General features: G+C 70.0%; 17 protein-coding genes and 1 tRNA gene. 8 read left to right on the top strand and 10 right to left on the bottom strand.

Annotation, left to right across the window (positions count from 1 at the left end; all coding sequences use genetic code 11):
- Positions 1-154 precede the first annotated feature (154 nt).
- Together MKL11_RS10900 and MKL11_RS10905 are read right to left on the bottom strand one after the other, a co-directional pair.
- Positions 155-2,344, bottom strand: a complete 2,190-nt coding sequence (locus MKL11_RS10900) for a sensor histidine kinase (protein ID WP_409565844.1) — start codon at positions 2,342-2,344, stop codon at positions 155-157.
- Positions 2,345-2,426: 82 nt separating this feature from the next.
- Positions 2,427-2,768: a SelT/SelW/SelH family protein gene (locus MKL11_RS10905; protein WP_243943109.1), complete on the bottom strand. Its 342-nt coding sequence runs from the start codon at positions 2,766-2,768 to the stop codon at positions 2,427-2,429.
- Between the two features lie 161 nt (positions 2,769-2,929).
- Between MKL11_RS10905 and MKL11_RS10910 the strand changes: the two genes are divergently transcribed.
- A tRNA-Val gene (locus MKL11_RS10910) sits at positions 2,930-3,004 on the top strand.
- Between the two features lie 158 nt (positions 3,005-3,162).
- On the top strand, positions 3,163-4,695 hold the full coding sequence (locus tag MKL11_RS10915; RefSeq protein ID WP_243943111.1) for an acyl-CoA carboxylase subunit beta: 1,533 nt from the start codon (positions 3,163-3,165) through the stop codon (positions 4,693-4,695).
- 147 nt (positions 4,696-4,842) lie between these two features.
- On the opposite strand, the gene MKL11_RS10920 is transcribed toward MKL11_RS10915, so the two are convergent.
- The 3 genes from MKL11_RS10920 to MKL11_RS10930 all read right to left on the bottom strand — a co-directional run bounded on the left by MKL11_RS10920 (position 4,843) and on the right by MKL11_RS10930 (position 6,942).
- Positions 4,843-5,304, bottom strand: coding sequence for an ABC transporter ATPase (locus MKL11_RS10920; RefSeq protein ID WP_243943120.1), 462 nt, complete (start codon positions 5,302-5,304; stop codon positions 4,843-4,845).
- A gap of 64 nt (positions 5,305-5,368) precedes the next feature.
- Positions 5,369-5,923 carry a TerB family tellurite resistance protein gene (locus tag MKL11_RS10925; protein WP_243943122.1) on the bottom strand — a complete coding sequence of 185 codons (555 nt, stop codon included), beginning with the start codon at positions 5,921-5,923 and terminating at the stop codon, positions 5,369-5,371.
- Positions 5,924-6,024: 101 nt separating this feature from the next.
- On the bottom strand, positions 6,025-6,942 hold the full coding sequence (locus tag MKL11_RS10930; protein ID WP_243943123.1) for a metallophosphoesterase: 918 nt from the start codon (positions 6,940-6,942) through the stop codon (positions 6,025-6,027).
- A gap of 184 nt (positions 6,943-7,126) precedes the next feature.
- Between MKL11_RS10930 and hemC the strand changes: the two genes are divergently transcribed.
- Positions 7,127-8,050: a hydroxymethylbilane synthase gene (gene hemC, locus MKL11_RS10935; RefSeq protein ID WP_243943125.1), complete on the top strand. Its 924-nt coding sequence runs from the start codon at positions 7,127-7,129 to the stop codon at positions 8,048-8,050.
- A gap of 161 nt (positions 8,051-8,211) precedes the next feature.
- Here hemC and MKL11_RS33070 read toward each other — a convergent pair whose 3' ends face one another.
- From MKL11_RS33070 to MKL11_RS10950, 4 genes are all read right to left on the bottom strand, one after another.
- Positions 8,212-8,346 carry a hypothetical protein gene (locus MKL11_RS33070; protein WP_279600413.1) on the bottom strand — a complete coding sequence of 45 codons (135 nt, stop codon included), beginning with the start codon at positions 8,344-8,346 and terminating at the stop codon, positions 8,212-8,214.
- Positions 8,347-8,355: 9 nt separating this feature from the next.
- Positions 8,356-9,426, bottom strand: a complete 1,071-nt coding sequence (locus MKL11_RS10940) for a phytoene/squalene synthase family protein (RefSeq protein ID WP_243943127.1) — start codon at positions 9,424-9,426, stop codon at positions 8,356-8,358.
- A complete protein-coding gene (locus tag MKL11_RS10945; RefSeq protein ID WP_243943129.1) occupies positions 9,407-10,930 on the bottom strand; it encodes a phytoene desaturase in 1,524 nt (507 codons plus the stop codon). The genes MKL11_RS10940 and MKL11_RS10945 overlap by 20 nt, the downstream gene beginning before the upstream one ends.
- 76 nt (positions 10,931-11,006) lie before the next feature.
- Positions 11,007-12,512, bottom strand: a complete 1,506-nt coding sequence (locus tag MKL11_RS10950; RefSeq protein WP_243943132.1) for a hypothetical protein — start codon at positions 12,510-12,512, stop codon at positions 11,007-11,009.
- Between the two features lie 271 nt (positions 12,513-12,783).
- Here MKL11_RS10950 and MKL11_RS10955 point away from each other — a divergent pair, with 271 nt between their 5' ends.
- From MKL11_RS10955 to MKL11_RS10965, 3 genes are read left to right on the top strand one after another with little or no spacing between them, the layout of a single operon-like run.
- On the top strand, positions 12,784-13,755 hold the full coding sequence (locus MKL11_RS10955) for a GDP-L-fucose synthase family protein (RefSeq protein ID WP_243943134.1): 972 nt from the start codon (positions 12,784-12,786) through the stop codon (positions 13,753-13,755).
- 42 nt (positions 13,756-13,797) lie between these two features.
- Positions 13,798-14,829: an SGNH/GDSL hydrolase family protein gene (locus MKL11_RS10960; protein ID WP_243943136.1), complete on the top strand. Its 1,032-nt coding sequence runs from the start codon at positions 13,798-13,800 to the stop codon at positions 14,827-14,829.
- 3 nt (positions 14,830-14,832) lie between these two features.
- The gene (locus MKL11_RS10965) at positions 14,833-15,516 is read left to right on the top strand and encodes a GDSL-type esterase/lipase family protein (RefSeq protein WP_243943138.1); all 684 of its coding nucleotides are present in this window, start codon (positions 14,833-14,835) and stop codon (positions 15,514-15,516) included.
- A 274-nt stretch (positions 15,517-15,790) separates the two neighbouring features.
- Here the strand turns inward: MKL11_RS10965 and ilvD are convergent, their stop codons facing one another.
- Positions 15,791-17,620, bottom strand: coding sequence for a dihydroxy-acid dehydratase (gene ilvD / locus MKL11_RS10970; protein ID WP_243943140.1), 1,830 nt, complete (start codon positions 17,618-17,620; stop codon positions 15,791-15,793).
- A 147-nt stretch (positions 17,621-17,767) separates the two neighbouring features.
- Here ilvD and ade point away from each other — a divergent pair, with 147 nt between their 5' ends.
- Positions 17,768-19,489, top strand: a complete 1,722-nt coding sequence (ade, locus tag MKL11_RS10975; RefSeq protein ID WP_243943142.1) for an adenine deaminase — start codon at positions 17,768-17,770, stop codon at positions 19,487-19,489.
- Between the two features lie 91 nt (positions 19,490-19,580).
- A complete protein-coding gene (locus tag MKL11_RS10980) occupies positions 19,581-20,006 on the top strand; it encodes an organic hydroperoxide resistance protein (RefSeq protein ID WP_243943143.1) in 426 nt (141 codons plus the stop codon).
- The last annotated feature ends 178 nt before the right edge of the window (positions 20,007-20,184 follow it).

Below are 20,184 nucleotides of genomic sequence, written 5' to 3' on the forward strand. Positions count from 1 at the left end.
CGGATCAAGCCCGCGCTGCCCGCCGGCAGGCTCAGCGCGACGCGAGCGAGCCCGGCGAGCGCGCAACGCCCACGTCAACGCCCAGCGGGACACCCGGCGTGCCCGCCCGCTTCGATCGACACGGATCGCCGGCGCATCCCTTCGGGATACGGCCCTACCCGGCCAGCGGCAGCGGCGCGATCCGCGCCGGCGCCACGGCGCTCTTGCGCTCCATCAGGCCCGGCGGCGGGACCGGCGCGTCGATCGTGCAGATCACGCCGGTCTCCTCGTAGGTGAGTGCGACCTCGCCGGCCAGCTCGCGCGCCAGGCTGCGCTCGATCAGCCGCGAGCCGAACCCGGTGCGCGTCGGCTTCTTCACCGGCGGGCCGCCGCGCTCGGCCCAGCGCAGGTACAGGCGGATCTCCGCCTCGCGCCGCACCGTCCAGGAGATCTCGACCGTGCCGCCCTCGACCGAGAGCGCGCCGTACTTCACCGCGTTGGTGCCGAGCTCGTGCAGCGCCATGGCGATCGACAAAGCGAGCCGCGGCGGCAGGCGCAGGGCCGGGCCGATCACCGCGAAGCGGGAGGCGTGGCCGTCGCCCGATTCGAGCGGCCGGATCGCGTCCGCGACCACGGCCGACAGCTCCGCGCCCTCCCAGCTCTCGCGGGTGAGCACGTCGTGGACCCGGGCGAGTGCCAGGAGCCGGGCCTCGAACGCGGCCCGGGCGGCGTCCGCGTCGGGGCCCTCGAGATTGCGCAGGGACTGGCCGGCGATCGACTGGACCGTGGCCAGGGTGTTCTTCACCCGGTGGTTCAGCTCGTGGATCAGGAGCAGCAGGTGCTCCTCCGCGAACTTCGCGTCGGTGATGTCGATGTTGCAGCCGGTATAGCCCAGGAAGGTCTGGTCGTCGTCGAGGCGCGGCACGCCCTCGCAACGGAGCCAGCGCACGGCCCCGCCCCGGTCGATGACCCGCACCTCGGTGCGGAACGGCGCCCGCGCCTCGAACGCCTCGGAGAAGGCCGCGCGAAAATTTTCGAGATCGTCCGGATGGACGATCCGCTCCCAACCCTCGTTGGTGAGCTGCGCCGGCGGAATCCCGAACATGTGCTCGAAATGGAGGTTCGCGAAGCTGACCCCGCCGGTCTCGTCGGTCATCCAGATCAGCGCCGGCGCGGAATCGGCCATGTGGCGGAACCGGGCCTCGCTCTCGCTCAGCGCGGTCAGGCCGCGGCGGGTGTCGGCGAGCGCGCGGTCGCGCTCGGCCTCCCGGGTGCGCAACCGGAGCGACGCGTCGGACAGCACCGCCCCGAGCCGCTGGATCTCGTGCACCGGCGACGGCACCCGGGGGATCGCCTCGCCCCGCGACAGCGCCGGACCCGAGGCCGCCAGCAGCCGCAGCGGGCGCGAGACCCGGGACCAGAGGTTGACCGCCAGGACAGACGAGGTGGCGAGCACCAGCAGGCCGAACCCGGCAAACGCCCAGATCCACCGGCGCACCCGCGCATCGACCAGGGCCTGCGGGATGCTGGTGGCGACCATCCAGCCGGTGAGGCGCGAGCGCGCCTCGATCACCACCACCGGCTTGTGCTGGCGGTCCTGTCCCTCCCAGACGCCCGGAGTCGCCGTCTGGACCTGACGAAGGCTCGCGAGCCGGGGCTTGCCGAGCACCGAATCCGGGTCCGGCAGGCGGGCGAGGACGATCCCGTTCCGGTCGGAGATGCCGGTGGTCCAGCCCGGCACGACCTCGCGCGAGAGGATGCCCTGGAGGCGCGACAGCGGTACCGTGAAGCTCAGGATGTAGGCGACCTCGCCGTCGACCATCACGGGGACGCCGACCGCGTAGGTGGCCTCGTTCGGGGTCGGGCCCGGGATGTAGCCGCTGACCATCGCCCGCTGGGCGCCCTGGGTCAGGTCCGGGTCGAACGGCAGCGGCATCATCGGCATCGGAGCGCCGCGGGGCGCGCCGGTATTGACCACCTCCTGACCGTTCGTCCGCCGCAACAGCACGTCGAGATCGATCGATTCGCGCACCAGGCGCGCCTGCGCGTCGAAGGCCTCGAAGTCGCCCTGGCGGATGCGCGGCGAGGTCGCGAGCGTCTGCAGCACCGAGACGAGGCCGGCCGTGTCGCGGTCGAGGGACAGGCCGATGCCCCGCACGTTCTCGCGCGCGTCCTGCTCGAAGCGGGACCGCTCGGCCGAGGCGTAGCGCATCAGCAGGATGCTGGTGAACAGCAGCCCCGGGCCGATCAGCGCCACCACCAGGGCGATCAGATAGACCTGCGTCGAGAAGCCGTTGCGGCCGAACCGGTACAGCCGCCGCGACAGCCACGACCGCCGCGCGGGAAGGACCGCCGGGAGGTTCACGCCCTCGGCCTCCTGCTCCGGGCTCAAGCGGCGCCCGTCCCCGGCCCGCGGTGCCCCGCGGGCTCCTCGCCGTTCCCTGGCTTCATGACCGGTCGATATGGCCGAGATCGCGCTCCGGGTCGAGGTGGTCGCGCACCCGCTGCTTGAGGGCCTTCACATCGGGGAAGCCGCCGTCGCGGACCCGTTCCCACAGGAGCACGCCCGCGATCTCGATCCGGAACGCACCGCCGGTGGCCGGCACCAGGGCGACCTCGCCGAGGTCGTCGCGGAAGGTTGAGAGCAGCTCCTGCGCCATCCAGGCCGAGCGCAGCAGCCAGTTGCACTGGGTGCAGTAGGTGATCGCGACGCGCGGCCCCGCCGGGCGCACGCCGCCCTCCCCCGTCACGTCGCTGTCGGAGCGATCGCCCGCTTGCTTCTCGTGCATGGGGGAACAGCGCATTGCGGCGCCGGTCTTGTCAACCTCGCGGGGGACGCTTGACGTTTCGGGTCGGTGCGCCCTAGAAGGCCCGGCATCCGGTCGCCGCTTGTTCCAGGCGTGTTCGACCGCGATGGTTCCGCCCCTGGGGTTTGGCCCCTCGGCGGCACGGACGGTTAGCACAGCGGTAGTGCGTTCCCTTCACACGGGAAAGGTCGCAGGTTCGATCCCTGCACCGTCCACCATTCGCCTCCCTCCCCCCGAAGGTTCGACGCGCGAGACATTTGCGTCGGTTTGCCACCTGAAACGCCCGTGCTAAGGCCGATCGATCGGTAAACGCACAAGCTTCGACCCGGCCTCAACCGGGCAAGGCGGCACGAGCAGGGTAAGGGCGGGAACAGCCATGAAGGACATCCTCGACAAGCTCGCGGAGCGGCGGGCCCAGGCGCGCCTGGGCGGCGGCGAGACGCGCGTCGAGGCCCAGCACAAACGCGGCAAGCTCACGGCGCGCGAGCGGATCGAACTCCTCCTCGACCACGGGTCGTTCGAGGAATTCGACATGTTCGTGCAGCACCGCTCCACCGATTTCGGCATGGAGAAGCAGAAGATCCCCGGCGACGGCGTGGTCACCGGCTGGGGCACGATCAACGGCCGCACCGTCTTCCTGTTCTCGAAGGACTTCACGGTGTTCGGCGGCTCCCTGTCGGAGGCGCATGCCCAGAAGATCGTGAAGGTCCAGGACATGGCGCTGAAGATGCGCGCCCCGATCATCGGCATCTTCGATGCCGGCGGCGCGCGCATCCAGGAAGGCGTCGCGGCGCTCGGCGGCTACGGCGAGGTGTTTCGCCGCAACGTCATGGCCTCGGGCGTGATCCCGCAGATCTCGGTGATCATGGGCCCGTGCGCGGGCGGCGACGTCTACTCGCCGGCCATGACCGACTTCATCTTCATGGTCCGCGACACGAGCTACATGTTCGTGACCGGCCCCGACGTGGTGAAGACCGTCACCAACGAGGTGGTGACGGCGGAAGAACTCGGCGGCGCCAAGGTCCACACCACGAAATCCTCCATCGCCGACGGCTCGTTCGAGAACGACGTGGAGGCGATCCTGCAGATCCGCCGCCTGCTCGACTTCCTGCCGGCCAACAACATCGAGGGCGTGCCGGAGATCGAGAGCTTCGACGATGTCGAGCGCCTCGACATGTCCCTCGACACGCTGATCCCCGACAACCCGAACAAGCCCTACGACATGGGCGAGCTGATCCGCCGCGTCGTCGACGAGGGCGACTTTTTCGAAATTCAGGCGGCCTACGCCCGCAACATCATGACCGGGTTCGGAAGAATCGAGGGCCGCACGGTCGGCTTCGTGGCCAACCAGCCGATGGTGCTGGCCGGCGTGCTGGATTCGGACGCCTCCCGCAAGGCCGCCCGGTTCGTGCGCTTCTGCGACGCGTTCGCGATCCCGATCGTCACCTTCGTGGATGTGCCGGGCTTCCTGCCTGGCACCGCGCAGGAATATGGCGGCCTGATCAAGCACGGCGCCAAGCTGCTCTTCGCCTACTCGCAGGCGACGGTGCCGCTGGTGACGATCATCACCCGCAAGGCCTTCGGCGGCGCCTACGACGTGATGGCGTCCAAGCATGTCGGCGCCGACCTGAACTACGCCTGGCCCACGGCCCAGATCGCGGTGATGGGCGCCAAGGGCGCGGTAGAAATCATCTTCCGCAGCGAACTCGGCGATCCGGAGAAGATCGCGGCGCGCACCGGCGAGTACGAGGACCGGTTCCTATCGCCCTTCGTGGCGGCCGAGCGCGGCTACATCGACGAGGTGATCATGCCGCACTCGACCCGCCGGCGGATCGCCCGGGCGCTGGGCATGCTCCGCACCAAGGAGATGGAGCAGCCCTGGAAGAAGCACGACAACATCCCGCTCTGAGCAGGAATGACAGTTCGGCGGCTTCGGTTGCGGCCTCAAGGTCGAACAGAGTTACACGTCACCGCTTGGGGCGCGGGTCCCCTCTCCCGCACGGGAGAGGGAGCGCGTCGCGGCTAACGAAGCCGCTGTGGTAAATCGTCTTGAGCCTCAGCTCCGGTCGCTGTGCTCGATCACGGCGCACAGGGTCAGCGGCCCCTTGTCGGGCGAGACCATGGTCGAGCAGGTGATCCGGGCGCCGCCGAGATCGACATTGCTGTGCCGCAGGCGCACGGCCGCGGCCTGGGCCTTGTGCGCGGCCTCCGTGATCGTCGACGCATCGATGCCGGTGACCGCGTGCCCGGCTCGGCCGAAGGTCTCGTAATACACGTCCGGCGGGTTCGCGCCGCGATACTGGGCGCCGACCGAGGACAGGTCCGGGGTGCCGCAGGCGAGCGTCAGGGTCATGTCGGGGCCGGCGGTGAAGCCGGCGTAATCGCTGCGCCGCTCGGTCGCTTTCGCGGCCGTCTCCGCCGTCACCTTGTCGATCAGCGTGTCGCAGGATTGGGCCCGGGCGGAGCCTGAGCCGGCGGCGAGGACGGCCAGGGCGAGGATGGGGAGGAGTGCGCGCATCGCCGGAACATAGCGCGACGACCGAAGCCCGCGAGGGGCGCGGCGTTCGGGCGCTGCCGGTCTCTCAGCCGAATTCGCGGCGCCGATCCATGACACCGCTCGGGTTTTCCGTAAGCAGGCGCCGCTTGAGGCGGCTGATGGCCTCGCGTTGCAACGCGCTCGGCGCCGAATGGGCGCCGGCTACCTTCGTCAGCATGTCGATCAGGTCGGTGCGCTCCGCGACCGTGAGGTTCCGACGCAGCAGGGGGATCAACGGGTCGGCCACCTGCGAGAAGGGCAAGCGCGCCTGCGTGTAGTCCCACGCGCGCTCGAACATCGCGGAGATCATCGTGATCCCGAGGGGTGTCTCCATGAATTCCAGGATCCGCGACTTCTCGCTCGCCGTGACCGGGCTCCCGGTCCGCACGATCTGGATCATGAGAATGGATGCCGCCAAGCGCGCGTCGCGCACGCGCTCGAGCGACGTGCCGAACCCGTCCTCAAGGACGGATTTCGCCCGCCGTTGGAGTGCCTTCGTGTCCTGATCGACCTCATTGAGATGCCGGACCGTGCGGTGCGCCCGCAGGATCCAGAAGACTATGGCGGCCAGAATACCGACGATGGCGATCAGGATCGGCAAAGTCGCCTCGCCCACGATTCGACGCAGCGATCTCACCACGCGGCGCAGACAGGGTCAATTTGCCGCAGGTCGTCTCAGAGCGTACCGAAGAACCGACTGGATCAGGCGCCCGGCACGTCCGGATCGTTTGCCCCGAGCTCCAGCAGAACGATCTCCGGCGGCACACCGAAGCGCACCGGGATCCGGCTCATGCCGAAGCCGCCGGACACGATCAGGTGGCGCCCGTCCTGGATAATGTGGCCGTAGGCGTAATCGTGGCCGCGGACCCGCCGGATCGCGGGCGAGTGGCCGAACAAGCGGATCTGGCCGCCATGGGTATGACCGGCGAGGGTCAGCGAGACCCGGTCGGGCACGTCGGCGAAGATGTCGGGCTCGTGCGCCATCAGGATCACCGGCGCGTCGTCGGTGATCGTGCCGAGGGTGGCGGGCAGGTCGTCGAGGCCGATATCGAAGCTGTTGAAGTAGGGCTGCTGGTCGGCCAGCCCGGCGAGCCAGAACGGCCGCCCGTCCTTCACCATCCTGACCGCCTCGTTCTCCATCACCGGGATGCCGCGGGCCTCCAGCAGGTGCTTGACCGCGGGCGAGCCGCGCATGGAGCGCTGGACGGCGTGATCGTCCCACCAATCGTGGTTGCCCAGGATCGCGTGGGTGCCGAGCGGCGCCTTCAGGCCCTCGACCATCCGGGCGAATTGTTCGAGCGGCAGCTTGCGCCAGGCGATCTTGCCGGCCGGGTAGTCGCCGAGCATCAGCACGAGGTCGGGCTTCAAGGCGTTGGTGGCGTCGATGATCTCCGCCACCCGGTCGAACGGCATGTACGGCTCGCAGATGTGGAAATCCGCCAGCACCGCCACCCGCAGGCGCAGGGCCGGGTCCCAGCGCGGCAGGACCGGCGCGTATTGCGTCACCACCAGCCGGTGCAGCGGCTCGACATCGACGGCATAGACGCCGGTGGCCGCCACGAGCCCGGCGCCTACCCCGACGCCGGTCAGGAACTGCCGGCGGCTCGGCACGATCAGCATGGGGTGTCCAAGGGCTCTCGAAGTGACCTGCGAGCCGCTAAGGGCGCAGTCCGGCGAAACCGGGGCGACGCCCAGCCTGACACGCAGACACTTCAGCGAGTCTGAATCCCGCACCCGGCGATGGCCTGCGGCTGCGAGCAAGCTATAACGGGCGTATTACGCCGCAAGAAACGTCCGGACCCCAATGTTGAACCGCCCCCTGCGCATCGGCACCCGCGGCAGCCCGATGGCGCTCGCACAGACCGGGATGGTGCGCGACCAGATCGTGGCGGCCAATCCGGGGCTGCAGACCGAGCTGGTGGTGGTCACCACGGTGGCCGACAAGATCCTGGATCGCCCGCTCTCCGAGATCGGCGGCAAGGGCCTGTTCACCAAGGAACTCGAGCAGGCTCTGTTCGCCGACGAGGTCGACGTCGCGGTCCATTCCATGAAGGACGTGGAGACCTGGCTGCCGGACGGCCTCGTGATCGCCTGCATCCTGGAGCGCGACGACCCCCGCGATGCCTTCCTGTCGCCGCACGCGGACGGGCTCGCGGGCCTTCCGCAAGGCGCACGGGTCGGCACCTCGTCGCTCAGGCGGGGCGCGCAGGTGCTGATGCACCGGCCGGACCTGAAGGTCGTGCCCCTGCGCGGCAACGCCAACACCCGGATGCGCAAGCTCGAATCCGGCGAATGCGACGCGACCCTGCTGGCCTTGGCCGGCCTGCAGCGCCTCGGCCTGCAGGACATGGCCCGCAGCATCCTGTCGGTGGACGAGATGCTGCCCGCGGTCGCGCAGGGCGCGCTCGGCATCGAGTGCCGAGCCGACGACGCGGCGGTCCGCGATCTGCTGGCGCCGATCGCCTGCGCCCGCACCACCACGGCGATCGCGGCCGAACGGTCGCTGCTCGCCGAGCTCGACGGCTCCTGCCGGACGCCGATCGCCGCCCTGGCGCAGATCGACGGCGATCACCTCACGCTCGACGGGCTGCTGTTCCTGCCTGATGGCAGCCGGCACTGGGCGGTCTCCCGGCAGGGCCCGGCGGCGGAGGCCGAGCGGATCGGCCGCGAGGCCGGCGCGGTGCTGAAGGAGGCGGCCGGGGAGACCTACGCGCGCCACCTGCAATAGGCGGCGTGCCCCCTGGAGGGTTTGCCGGGGCCAACCCCGTCATGGCGAGCGCAGCGAAGCAACCCAGGGCGGCGCGCGACCTCAAACCTCGGCGTATCCCTGGGTCGCTTCGCTGCGCTCGCGATGACGGTTCAGGATAGGCCGCTCGACCAGACGCAACATCACTTCCGCGCGTCACCGTCCGTGCGATCCCGGCGGATGCTGCGGCGGACGGCGACGAGCTGCCAGATTCCCAATCCGAAGGCCAGGGCGAAGACCAGCCCGATATCGAAAGCCGCGAACAGGCCGTCGCTCATCGGCCGGCCTCAGGACGGTGCGGAGCGGCCGAAGGCCTCGCGCTCGCGCATCCGCTCGATCAGTTCGAGCACGTGCACGACCCGGCCGCCCACGTCCCACCAGGGGCGGAGCGCGGACAGTCGGCGATCGGGCAAGGGCGGATGCCGCATCACGGCCTCGATCAGGAACGCCACCGCCGGCAGGGGCGGCGCCGTGAGGCCGGGCGCGGCCGGGGCGGAGCGCAGGGCGCGAGCGATCAGGGTGAGCTTCCGGGCGGTCCCGACCCGGGCGCGGCCGCTGACGGAATCGTATCCCTGCAAAGCCACCACCCGGCCGATCTCGGCATAGATCAGCGCCGCCGCCCGGATCGCCGGACGGCAGGGGGATGGCAAGGCCGCGAGCCCGGCCTCGGCCCGCCGGTACAGCGCGTCGGCCTCGGTGAGCAGCCGGGCGACCACGCCGGACAGCGCCGGGCTCGGCCGCGGATCGGCCAGGAACGCGGCCGGGTCGAGCCCGGCCTCGGCCATCCAGTCCAGCGGCAGGTAGAGGCGGCCCATCCGGGCATCCTCGCCAACATCGCGGGCGATGTTGGTGAGCTGCATGGCGGCGCCGAGATCGCAGGCGCGGGCGAGCGCGTCGGGGCAACGCGCGCCCATGATCAGCGCCATCATCGCCCCGACGGAGCCCGCCACCCGGGCCGCGTAGGCATGGAGGGCGGCCATGTCGGCGTAACGCCGCCCCTCCGCGTCCCAGCAAAAACCCTCGATCAGCGCATAGGGCAGCGCCTCGGGGATCGCGTAGGTGCCGACGATCTCCGAGAAGGCCCGGTCGGCCGGCGTGTCCGCTGGAGCGCCGCTATAAGCCAGCGCGACCCGGCGGCCGAGCCGGGCCACCGCGTCGCGCCGGTCGGACGCGGTGGCGGCCTCGTCGACGAGATCGTCCGAGAGGCGGCAGAAGGCGTAGAGCCCGTAGGCGGCCTCGCGCACCTCCCCGGGCAGCAGCCGGCCGGCCGCGAAGAAGCTCTTCGAGCCGGCGCGGATCGCTACCCGGCAGGCGGTGCGGTCTGCGGCTGCGGCGAATTCAGGCGGAAACACGGGCATCCGGAACCACCAGATCGAGGATACGGGCGGAGGAGAGCACGCCGGGCAGACCCGCCCCGGGATGCGTGCCGGCGCCCACCAGATAGAGGTTGCGCACGTCGCTCGACCGGTTATGCGGCCGGAACCACGCGGATTGGGTCAGCACCGGCTCCAGGCCGAAGCCCGAGCCGCGATAGCTCTGGAAATCGTCCTGGAATTCCTGGGGCGTCGTCACCTTCGAGGTGACGATGGCCTCCGACAGGCCGGGCAGGACACTGGATTCCAGCATCGCGGCGATCCGGCGCCGGTACGGCTCGGCGAGCGTACGCCAATCCTGGCCGCCGGCCAGGTTCGGCACCGGAGCCAGCACGTAGAACGCGTCGCAGCCCGGCGGCGCGAGGCTCGGATCGGTGGCGGTGGGCCGGTGCAGATAGAGGCTCGCATCCTCGGCCAGCACCTTGTGATCGAAGATGTCGGCCAGCAGCCCGCGATAGCGCGGCCCGAGCAGGATCATGTGGTGGGCGACATCCGGGTAGCGGCGCTTGGTGCCGAAATACCAGACGAACAGCCCCATCGACGAGCGCGCACGCTTCAGCCGCCCGGGACTCCAGCGCCGGGGCTTCGGCAGCAGCCGCGCATGCGTCACCGCCGAATCGGCGTTCGAGACCACGAGGTCGGCCGGAATCGTCTCGCCGCCCGCGAGCTCGACGCCGGTGGCGGTCCCGTCCTCGACGCGGATTCGGGCGACATCGACGCCGAGCCGCACCCGGCCGTTCTGGCTCCGGATTAGCCGCACAAGCCCGTCGACCAGCTTGCCGGTTCCGCCCATGGCGAAATGGACGCCCCAGCGCCGCTCCAGATCGGCGATCAGGCAGTAGATCGCGCTCGCCCGGAACGGGTTGCCGCCGATCAGCAGCGGGTGGAAGCTGAACACGGTGCGCAGCCGCTCGTCGCGGATGAAGCGCGCCACCACGGCGTGGACCGAGCGGTGGCCCGACAGGCGCAGCAGGTCCGGGGCGATCTTCAGCATCGAGCCGACGCTGCCGAACGGGACGTGGCCGAGCTGCTCGAAGCCGATGCGGCAGACCGCGCGGCTGTGGTCCATGAACCGGTCGTAGCCGGCGACGTCCTCCGGGGCGAACCGCGCCACCTCGGCGCGCATCCGCTCGGGATCGCCGCTGTACTCGAAGGTCGCGCCGTCTGCGAAGCGGATCCGGTAGAACGGATCGATCGGCACCAGGGCGACGTCGTCGGAAAGCCGGCGGCCGGCGAGCTGCCACAGCTCCTCGAACAGCTGCGGCGCGGTGACGATGGTCGGCCCGGCATCGAAGGTGAAGCCGTCCTGCCGGTGGACCCGGGCCCGGCCGCCCGGCTGCTCCAGGCGCTCCAGCACGGTGACCCGGTAGCCCCGGGCCCCGAGCCGGACGGCGGCGGCGAGACCGCCGAAACCCGAGCCGACGACGACCGCGTGCGGTCGCCGATCCGTCTCCTGCCGCTCCGACTGTTCGACCGCGAGTGTCAACATAACTTGACACTATGCCGGGGATTTCCCCGGGCGCAAGGCCGAAACGCCGGTCCGGCCTTGCTGACGCGGGTTGCCCTCAGAACTCGCCGGCCAGACCGGCGCGGACGCCGACATTGCTGTCGCCGGCATAGGCGACGCCGGCGGTGATGGCGATCGGCACGCAGCAGGTCGGCAGCCGGTGCGCCACGGCGATGCCGCCGGCCCATTCGCCGCGATAGGTCGCGCCGTTCGTCGCCCAGGTGGTCTTGCCGGGGGCGGAGGGCATCGGCGCGGTGGCCATCGCGATCGCCATGGCGACGCCCTGGCGGGCCTCCTTGCGGGTCTGGACCGCGTAGCGCTGCATCGAGTCGGTCTTGGTCTCCAGGTTGTTGACCTGGGACTGGACCGAATCGATCCGGTTGCCGAGACCCGCGATGGTCGACGGTCCGTAGGCCGAGGCCGCGAGGTTGCCGGCGGCGTCGGTGGTCACGAAATTCGTCGCGCCGCTCTGGGCCGCCGCGCTCGCCTGGGAGGCGATGCCGGCGAACGTGTAGGTGTTGGCGGCGTTGCCGATCGCCACTTGGTTCGCCTGGGTGGTCTTGACGTTGGCGCCGATGGCGATCGTGTTCGCCTGGTTGGCCGCCGCGCCGTTGCCGAGCGCCACGCTGTTGTTGCCGGCGGCCGAGGCCGCCGCGCCGATCGCCGTGGACCCCGTCCCGGTGGCGCCGGCGACGAAGCCGAGCGCGGTGCTGCCGTCCCCGGAGGCCGCGGACGCGGTGCCGACCGCCGTGCCGCCCAAACCTTGCGCGCTGGCCGCGTAGCCGACCGCGACGCTGCCGGTGTTGACCGCGCTGGCTCCGGTTCCGACGGCCGTGGAGGCGGTGCCGGCCGCGCTTGATCCGTAGCCGACCGCGAGGGCGTCCCCGCCCGTGGCGACCGGAGCCGCCAGGGCGCTGGTGTTGTTGGCGGCGATGCCGGTGGCGCTGGAGAGCTGCGAGAGCCGCAGGTCGGCGATGACGGTCTGGCCCTGGGATTGGGTGACGTTGCCGGTCACGATGTAGATGCCCTGACCCGTGCCGCCGCCACCACCGGTGCCGCCGCCCGTGCCGCCCGTGCCGCCCCCGCCCCCGCCCCCGCAGGTCCCGCAATTGCCGCCGCCACCGGTGCCGCCCGCGGTGCCGAGGGTCAGCCCGGTCCCGAGCAGACCGTCGCCCGGGCCGGTGGTCCCGACAAGAAGTCCTGTTCCGAGGACGCCGCCGCTGGTGGTGCCGACATTGAGGCCGGTGCCGAGGATGCCGGTCCCGGGGTTCGTGGTGCCGGCGGTCACGCCGGTCCCTAAAAGGCCGCCGCCGGTGGTGCCGACATTCAGGCCGGTGCCCAGCAGGCCGTTACCCGGGCTCGTGGTGCCGACGGTGACGCCGGTTCCGAGGATACCGCCTCCGGTTGTATCGAGGGTGCCACGCAGGAGTTGCGCCTGCGCAGTGGATACAACCGGGATGGCGAGCAGCGTGCCGGCCAGCAGGGGTGCGATACGGCCGGCCGACCGGAGCAGCACGGCGGTCAATGTCCGCGGCCGCGCCGGGACATCGGTCGAGTTACGCATCTGGGACTCCATTGCTGCGCGGCCCTGCAGATCCTGCCCGGTCCAGAGGTCCGGAGGGCGTTGGGCGGGTACAGACACAGCTTCTGGTAGAATGCTTAACACCAACTTTCGGTTGTATTTGTAATCGCCACTTCGCGTGTCGCACCCATCACGCGCTGCGGCGCGGCGGGGGTTCCGTTCGCCTCAGAAAACGCGCCTTTTCCCAGCGATATCCGACCGAACCGGGGGTATAGGGGCCACGCGAGCGCTGGCCGCAGGGAATGGACGCGTGATGGACGGGCGGGACAGGACCATCTTCGTTGCGGGGCACCGCGGGATGGTGGGATCGGCGATCGTGCGCCGGTTGCGGGAGCTGGGCTACGGGCGAATCCTGAAGGCCGACCGGCAGGCCCTCGATCTGCTCGACCAGGCCGCGGTCCGCGCCTTCTTCGCCGAGCATCGGATCGACATGGTCTACCTCGCCGCCGCGAAGGTCGGCGGCATCCACGCCAACAACGCCTACCCGGCCGAGTTCATCCACGAGAACCTGCTGATCCAGGCGAACCTGATCCACGCCGCGCATGTGGCCGACGTCGACCGGCTGCTGTTCCTGGGATCCTCGTGCATCTACCCGAAGCACGCGGCGCAGCCGATGCGCGAGGACGCGCTGCTCACCGGCGTGCTCGAGCCGACCAACGAGCCCTACGCGATCGCCAAGATCGCCGGTATCAAGATGTGCGAGAGCTACAACCGCCAATACGGGCGACGCTACCGCAGCGTGATGCCGACCAACCTGTACGGGCCGAACGACAACTTCCACCCGCAGAACGCCCACGTCCTGCCGGCGCTCATGCGGCGCCTGCACGAGGCCAAGCAGGCGGGAAGCCCCGCCGTCACGGTCTGGGGCACCGGCCGGGCGATGCGCGAGTTCCTGCACGTCGACGACATGGCCCGCGCCAGCGTGTTCGTGATGGAGCTGGACGACGCGGTCTATGCGGCCAACACGAGGCCGGACCTGTCGCACATCAATGTCGGCACGGGCGAGGATTGCACGATCCGGGAACTGGCCGAGTCCCTGGCCCGGGTGATCGGCTACGCGGGCCGGCTGGACTTCGACGCGACCAAGCCGGACGGCACGCCGCGCAAGCTGATGGACGTCTCACGGCTCAAGGCGATGGGCTGGCAGCCGGAGATCGGCCTGGAGCAGGGCCTGCGGCAGACCTACGGATGGTTCCTGGAGAACCACGCCACGCTGCGCGGCTGAACGCGATCACCGCACGACATCCGACCGGGTTGGAGAACCAGCATGGCCCCGCGGGCCCCTGACGATTCCGAGCGCGCGCGACGGCGCAAGTTCCTGCGCGACTTCCACACCTTCGATTCGAACATCCGCTTCCCCGCGCCCTACGTGCAGTTCGCCGGCAAGCCGTTGGCCCCGGCGGCGGAGCAGACTTGGCGCTACGACGCGCTCGGCTACCGGAACGACAGCCATCCGGAGGGGCGCACGCCCGCCGAGACCCTGCGGGTCTTCGTGGTCGGCGACAGCACGCTGGTCGACGGTCAGGTCTTCGCCGACACGATCCCGGGCCGCCTCGAGACCGGGCTGAAGCGCCGCCACGGCGAGGGCGCCCGCGTCTACAATTTCGGCGCGACCTCGGCCTGCCTGAACCAGATGATCGCGCTGATCACCACCCGGCTGATGGACCTTCAGCCCGACGTGATCTTCGTGCTGGGCGGTGCCACCGACGTCTTCCAGCCCTGGAGCTTCGATCCGCGCGCAGGCTATCCGTACAATCACTTCGCCAACGAGTGCCTGTACGACTACTTCTTCAATACGGTGAAGACGGACGAGGATGCCGAGGACCTGTCCTACGACAGCCTGCAGGCGCTGATCTTCAACCGGCTCGACAATCTCCGGGCGCTGACCAACTGGCAGTCGGACATCTGGGAGTGGGAGGTGGTGCGCCAGTTCGAGCTGGCGCTCAAGCGCCTCGGCCGCCTCTCCGGCGGCATCGGGGCGCCCGTGCGGTTCCTCCTGCAGCCGGCGATCGTGCGCAAGACCGAGCGGGTCGGCGATGAGCACAATGCCGCCTCCGGCGAATTCCTGGCCTATCTCGACCGGCAATACACCCGGATCGAGCAGGTGCTCGGCCGCCTCGACGCCGATGGCCTCACGCAGGGGCCGTTCACGACCCGCGATCTGAGCCGGATCTTCGAGGCCGATACCCGCTCTCTGTTCACCGACATCGTGCACGTCACCTCGGAGGGCCGGCAGGTGATGGCCGACAGGCTGGCCGCCGAAGTCGCGGAGGTGCTCGGCCTCCCGTCCGAGGGATAGGCCGTGGTCCGGCCGATCGTCTTCATCGGGGACTCGATCACCGAAGCCTGGGGCTTCCACCGGGCCGCCACCTTCGCGGCAAACGACCTGATCCCGCGGGGCGGATCCGGCCAGACGGCGCGCTGGATCACCATGCGGTTCCGCCGCGACGTCGAGGAGACCGGCGCGCAGGGCGTCCACCTGCTCTGCGGCGTCAACGATATCGGGCGCAACGAGGGTTTCTTCGTCCCGGCCGAGGAGATCGCCCGGACGCTCGCCGGCATGCTCGACGAGGCCCGGGCGATGGGCGTGACGGCCTGGATCGGCTCGATCCTGCCGGCGGCCCGGATCCCCTGGAATGCGGAAGTTCCGGACGCCCCAGCGATGATCGCCGCGGTGAACGCGTGGCTGCGCGACCACGCGCACGAGCACGGCGCGACCTTCATCGATTACCACGCGGTGCTGGCGGACAAATCCGGGGCGCTGCGCCGGGCCTACACCACGGACGGGCTGCATCTCAGCCCGGCCGGGTACAAGGCGATCGAGCCGCTGATGCTGGCGGCGCTAGGGCGGGTGCCGGCCGGGGATGCGGTTGAGGCCTCCAGCGGTGCGAAGCTGCTGATGTTTGGAAGGGCGCGCCTCGCGGCGTTTGCTACAGTGGCTGCCATCGTGATCGCCGGTGTGGTCCTCTATTGGGCATCGCGCTGAAGGGAACGCCGGTTCGGTCAGGCGTGCCGAAGCTGGACGCAGCAACCGAGGCGATTTTGTTTCTGGCACCAAACGACGTTCGGAACCGAAGTCTATCCCAATCTCTCCCTCATCGTGAGGTGCCCGCGTAAGCGGGCCTCGACGGAGCCCTCCAGAGATCGCGAGACCTTCTGGAGGGCTCCTTCGAGGTTTCCGCTGCGCGGCAACACCTCAGGATGAGATCGATTGTTGGAAGGGCCGGGTCGCGATGGGCCTTAACTTAACATCAATCAAATTAAACCCGCCGCACCGCCCCATGGGCCGCGCTGGTGGTCAGCATCGCGTAGGCGCGGAGCGCCGTGCTGACCTTGCGCTTGCGCGGGCTGGCTGGCTGCCAGCCGGCGGCGTCCTGCTCGATGCGGCGCCGCTCCAGCTCGGCCGGCTCCACGTCCAGGCGGATGCTGCGGCCCGGGATGTCGATGGCGATGGTGTCGCCGTCGCGCACCAGGCCGATCAGGCCGCCCTCGGCCGCCTCCGGGGAGACGTGGCCGATCGACAGGCCGGACGAGCCGCCGGAGAAGCGGCCGTCGGTGACCAGCGCGCAGGCTTTGCCGAGGCCCTTCGATTTCAGGTAGCTCGTGGGATAGAGCATCTCCTGCATGCCGGGGCCGCCGCGCGGGCCCTCGTAGCGGATCAACACCACCTCGCCGGCCGTGACCTTGCCGTTGAGGATGCCGTCCACCGCCGCGTCCTGGCTCTCGAACACCCGGGCGCGCCCCTCGAAGGTGAGGATCGAGGCATCGACGCCGGCCGTCTTCACGATGCAGCCCTGCTCGGCGAGGTTGCCGTAGAGCACGGCCAGGCCGCCATCCTGCGAATAGGCATGGGCGGCGTCGCGGATCACGCCGCCCTCCCGGTCGAGGTCGAGATCTTCGAAGCGGGATTCCTGGCTGAACGCCACCTGGGTCGGCACGCCGCCGGGCGCCGCGCGGTAGAAATCTTGGACCGAGGCGCTCGGATCGTTGCGCACGTCCCAGCGGGCGAGCGCCGCGCCGAGGGTGCCGGCGGACACGTTGCCGGTTTCGGTGTCGATCAGCCCGGCCCGGTCGAGCTCGCCGAGGATGGCCATGATCCCGCCGGCCCGGTGGACGTCCTCCATGTGGACGTTGGCCACCGCCGGGGCGACCTTGCACAGCACCGGCACCCGTCGGGACAACCGATCGATATCGGCCATGGTGAACGGCACCTCGCCCTCGTGGGCGGCGGCCAGCAGGTGCAGCACCGTGTTGGTCGAGCCGCCCATGGCGATGTCGAGCGTCATGGCGTTCTCGAAGGCGGAGAAACTTGCTACGGCGCGCGGCAGCACGCTCGCATCGTCCTGCTCGTAATGGCGGCGGGCGAGATCGACGATCAGGTGCCCGGCCTCAACGAACAGGCGCTTGCGGTCGGCATGGGTCGCCAGCACCGAGCCGTTGCCCGGCAGGGCCAGCCCCAGAGCCTCGGTGAGGCAGTTCATCGAGTTCGCGGTGAACATGCCCGAGCACGACCCGCAGGTCGGGCAGGCCGAGCGCTCGATCACGTCCACGTCTTCGTCCGAGATCCGGTCGTCGGCGGCCGCGATCATGGCGTCGACCAGATCGACCTTCCTGGCGATGCCGGGCAGCTGAACCTTGCCGGCCTCCATCGGTCCGCCCGAGACGAACACGGTCGGGATGTTGAGCCGCAGGCACGCCATGAGCATGCCGGGGGTGATCTTGTCGCAATTCGAGATGCACACCATCGCGTCGGCGCAGTGCGCGTTGACCATGTACTCGACGGAATCGGCGATCAGCTCCCGGGAGGGCAACGAATATAGCATGCCGTCATGGCCCATCGCGATGCCGTCATCGACCGCGATGGTGTTGAACTCCTTGGCGACGCCGCCGGCCTTCTCGATCTCCCGGGCCACCAGCTGGCCGAGATCCTTCAGGTGGACGTGGCCAGGCACGAACTGCGTGAACGAGTTCACCACCGCGATGATCGGCTTGCCGAAATCGCCGTCCTTCATGCCGGTGGCGCGCCAGAGGCCGCGGGCGCCGGCCATGTTGCGGCCATGGGTGGTGGTGCGGGAACGATAGGCTGGCATCGCGCGGTTCAATCGGTTCAGAAGCGAATCTTTCAAAGGTAGGGGCTTCTGCGCCCGCCGCCGCGCCGCTGCAAGCGTCGCCGGCGCGGGTGCGACCGTGGCATGCTCCTGGCAAATACCGGGATCGAACGGGGGCTGAGTCGCGCGATGGACCGAGTGGATTTCCTGCGGCGGGCCATCGACCAGGGCCAGGGCCGGACCGAGGCCGACCTCGTGCTCAAGGGCGGGCGCTTCCTCGACCTCGTCACCGGCGATCTCGTCGCCTCCGACATCGCCGTGTGCGGCGACCGGATCGTCGGCACCTTCGGCAGCTATCGCGGCCGGCGCGAGGTGGATGTCTCCGGCAAGGTCGTGGTGCCGGGCTTCATCGACACGCATTTCCACGTCGAGTCCTCGCTGATGCCGCCGCAGGAATTCGAGCGCTGCGTCCTGCCGCACGGCGTCACCACCGGCATCTGCGATCCGCACGAGATGGCCAACGTGCTCGGCACCGAGGCCTTCGCGTGGTTCCTGGCCTCGTCCGAGACCCTGGCGATGGACCTGCGGGTCCAGCTCTCTTCCTGCGTCCCGGCCACGGATCACTTGGAGACTTCGGGCGCGCGGATCGGCGCGGCGGAGCTGCTGGCCTTCGCCGGCCATCCGAAGGTGATCGGGCTCGCCGAGTTCATGAACTTCCCAGGTGTGCTCGCCGGCGACCCGGGCGCCTTGGACAAGCTCGCGGCGTTCCAGGGCCGGCATATCGACGGCCACGCACCGCTGCTGCGCGGCGCCGCGCTCAACGGCTACATCGCGGCCGGCATCCGCACCGAGCATGAGGCGACCACGCCGGAAGAGGCGTTGGAAAAGCTCTCGAAGGGCATGACCGTGCTGATCCGGGAGGGCTCGGTCTCCAAGGACTTGCACGCTCTGGCGCCGATCCTGACCGAGCGCACGGCGCCGTTCCTGGCCTTCTGCACCGACGACCGGAACCCCCTCGATATCGCCGAGGAAGGCCATCTCGACTACGTCGTCCGAACCGCCATCGCGTTGGGCGCGCCGCCGCTCGCGGCCTACCGGGCGGCCTCGTGGTCGGCGGCCCGCGCCTTCGGGCTGCACGACCGCGGCCTCGTGGTGCCGGGCCAGCGCGCCGACCTCGTCGTCCTCGACGATTTTCTGGATTGCCGCGTCGCGCAGGTGTTTAGCGCCGGGCGGCTTGTGGAGGATGCGCTATTCGCCAATCGACCTGCCATCCAGCCGATCGGCCGGGGCAGCCTTCGGGCGCGGCGGGTGACGGCCGCCGATTTCGCGGCCCCGGGCTCCGGGCCATCGACGCCGGTGATCGGCGTGATGCCGGGCAAGATCATCACCCTGCGGCACGACCTGTCCCTGCCCTATGTCCATGGCGAGCGCCGGATCGATCTGGATCAGGACGTGATCAAGGTCGCCGTCGTCGAGCGTCACGGCAAGACGCCGCCGGGGGAGCGCGGCATCGGCGTCGCCTTCGTGAAGGGGTTCGGCCTCAAGCGCGGCGCCATCGCCTCCTCGGTCGGGCATGACAGCCACAACGTCACCGTCGTCGGCGCCGAAGATGCCGACATGGCCGTGGCGGTGAACCGGCTCGGCGAGATCGAGGGCGGCTTCGTCGTGGTCGAGGGCGGCCGGGTGCTCGCCGAGATCGCCCTGCCGCTCGCCGGGCTGATGAGCCTGCTGCCGTTCGAGGCGATCCGCGCGTCGCTGGTGAGACTGCGGGCGGCGGCGCGGGGCCTCGGCGTCGTCCTGCCGGAGCCGTTCCTGCAGGTGGCGTTCCTGCCGCTGCCGGTGATCCCGCACCTCAAGATCACCGACAAGGGCCTCGTGGACGTCGACCGGTTCGCGCTGATCGACCCTTGAAAATAGATTGCGCGCAATCTATCTCGGGGCTACACGGTAGGGGGTGACGGCCCTAGATGCCGACTCTCTTCCTGTAACCGGAGATCGCACCATGTCCGTAGACGTGAAGTACCGCACCACCGCGACCGCCACCGGGGGCCGCGACGGCGCAGCCAAGACCGCCGATGGCAGCTTCGAGGTCAAGCTCTCGACCCCGAAGGAACTCGGCGGTGCCGGCGGCCCGGGCGCGAATCCGGAGCAGCTCTTCGCGTCCGGCTACTCGGCCTGCTTCCTGGGCGCCATGAAAGCTGTCGCCCCGTCGCTGCAGCTCAAGGTCCCGGCCGACACCAGCGTCACCGCCAATGTCGGCATCGGCCCGCGCTCCGAGGGCGGCTTCGGCATCACGGCCGATCTCACCGTCAGCCTGCCGGGCCTCGACCGCGCCGACGCGCAGAAGCTCGTGGACGCCGCCCACCAGGTCTGCCCGTACTCGAACGCCACCCGCGGCAACGTCGATGTCGGCCTGACGCTCGCCTGAGCCGAACCGTCACTCTATCCATCTTCCTAAGCTGGAGGGGCCCGCGCGAGCGGGCCTCGACGAAGCCCTCCAGCAGTCTCAGCGATCCCTGGAACCTTCCTTCGCGGGCGCCTCTTGGGGGCGCCATCTCAGGATGAGGTCGCGGGTAGGATATCTGTAGGGTCGACCGCGCCCTCCC

The sequence above is a fragment of the Methylobacterium sp. J-077 genome, from assembly GCF_022829365.1.
In the GTDB taxonomy this organism is placed as follows: domain Bacteria; phylum Pseudomonadota; class Alphaproteobacteria; order Rhizobiales; family Beijerinckiaceae; genus Methylobacterium.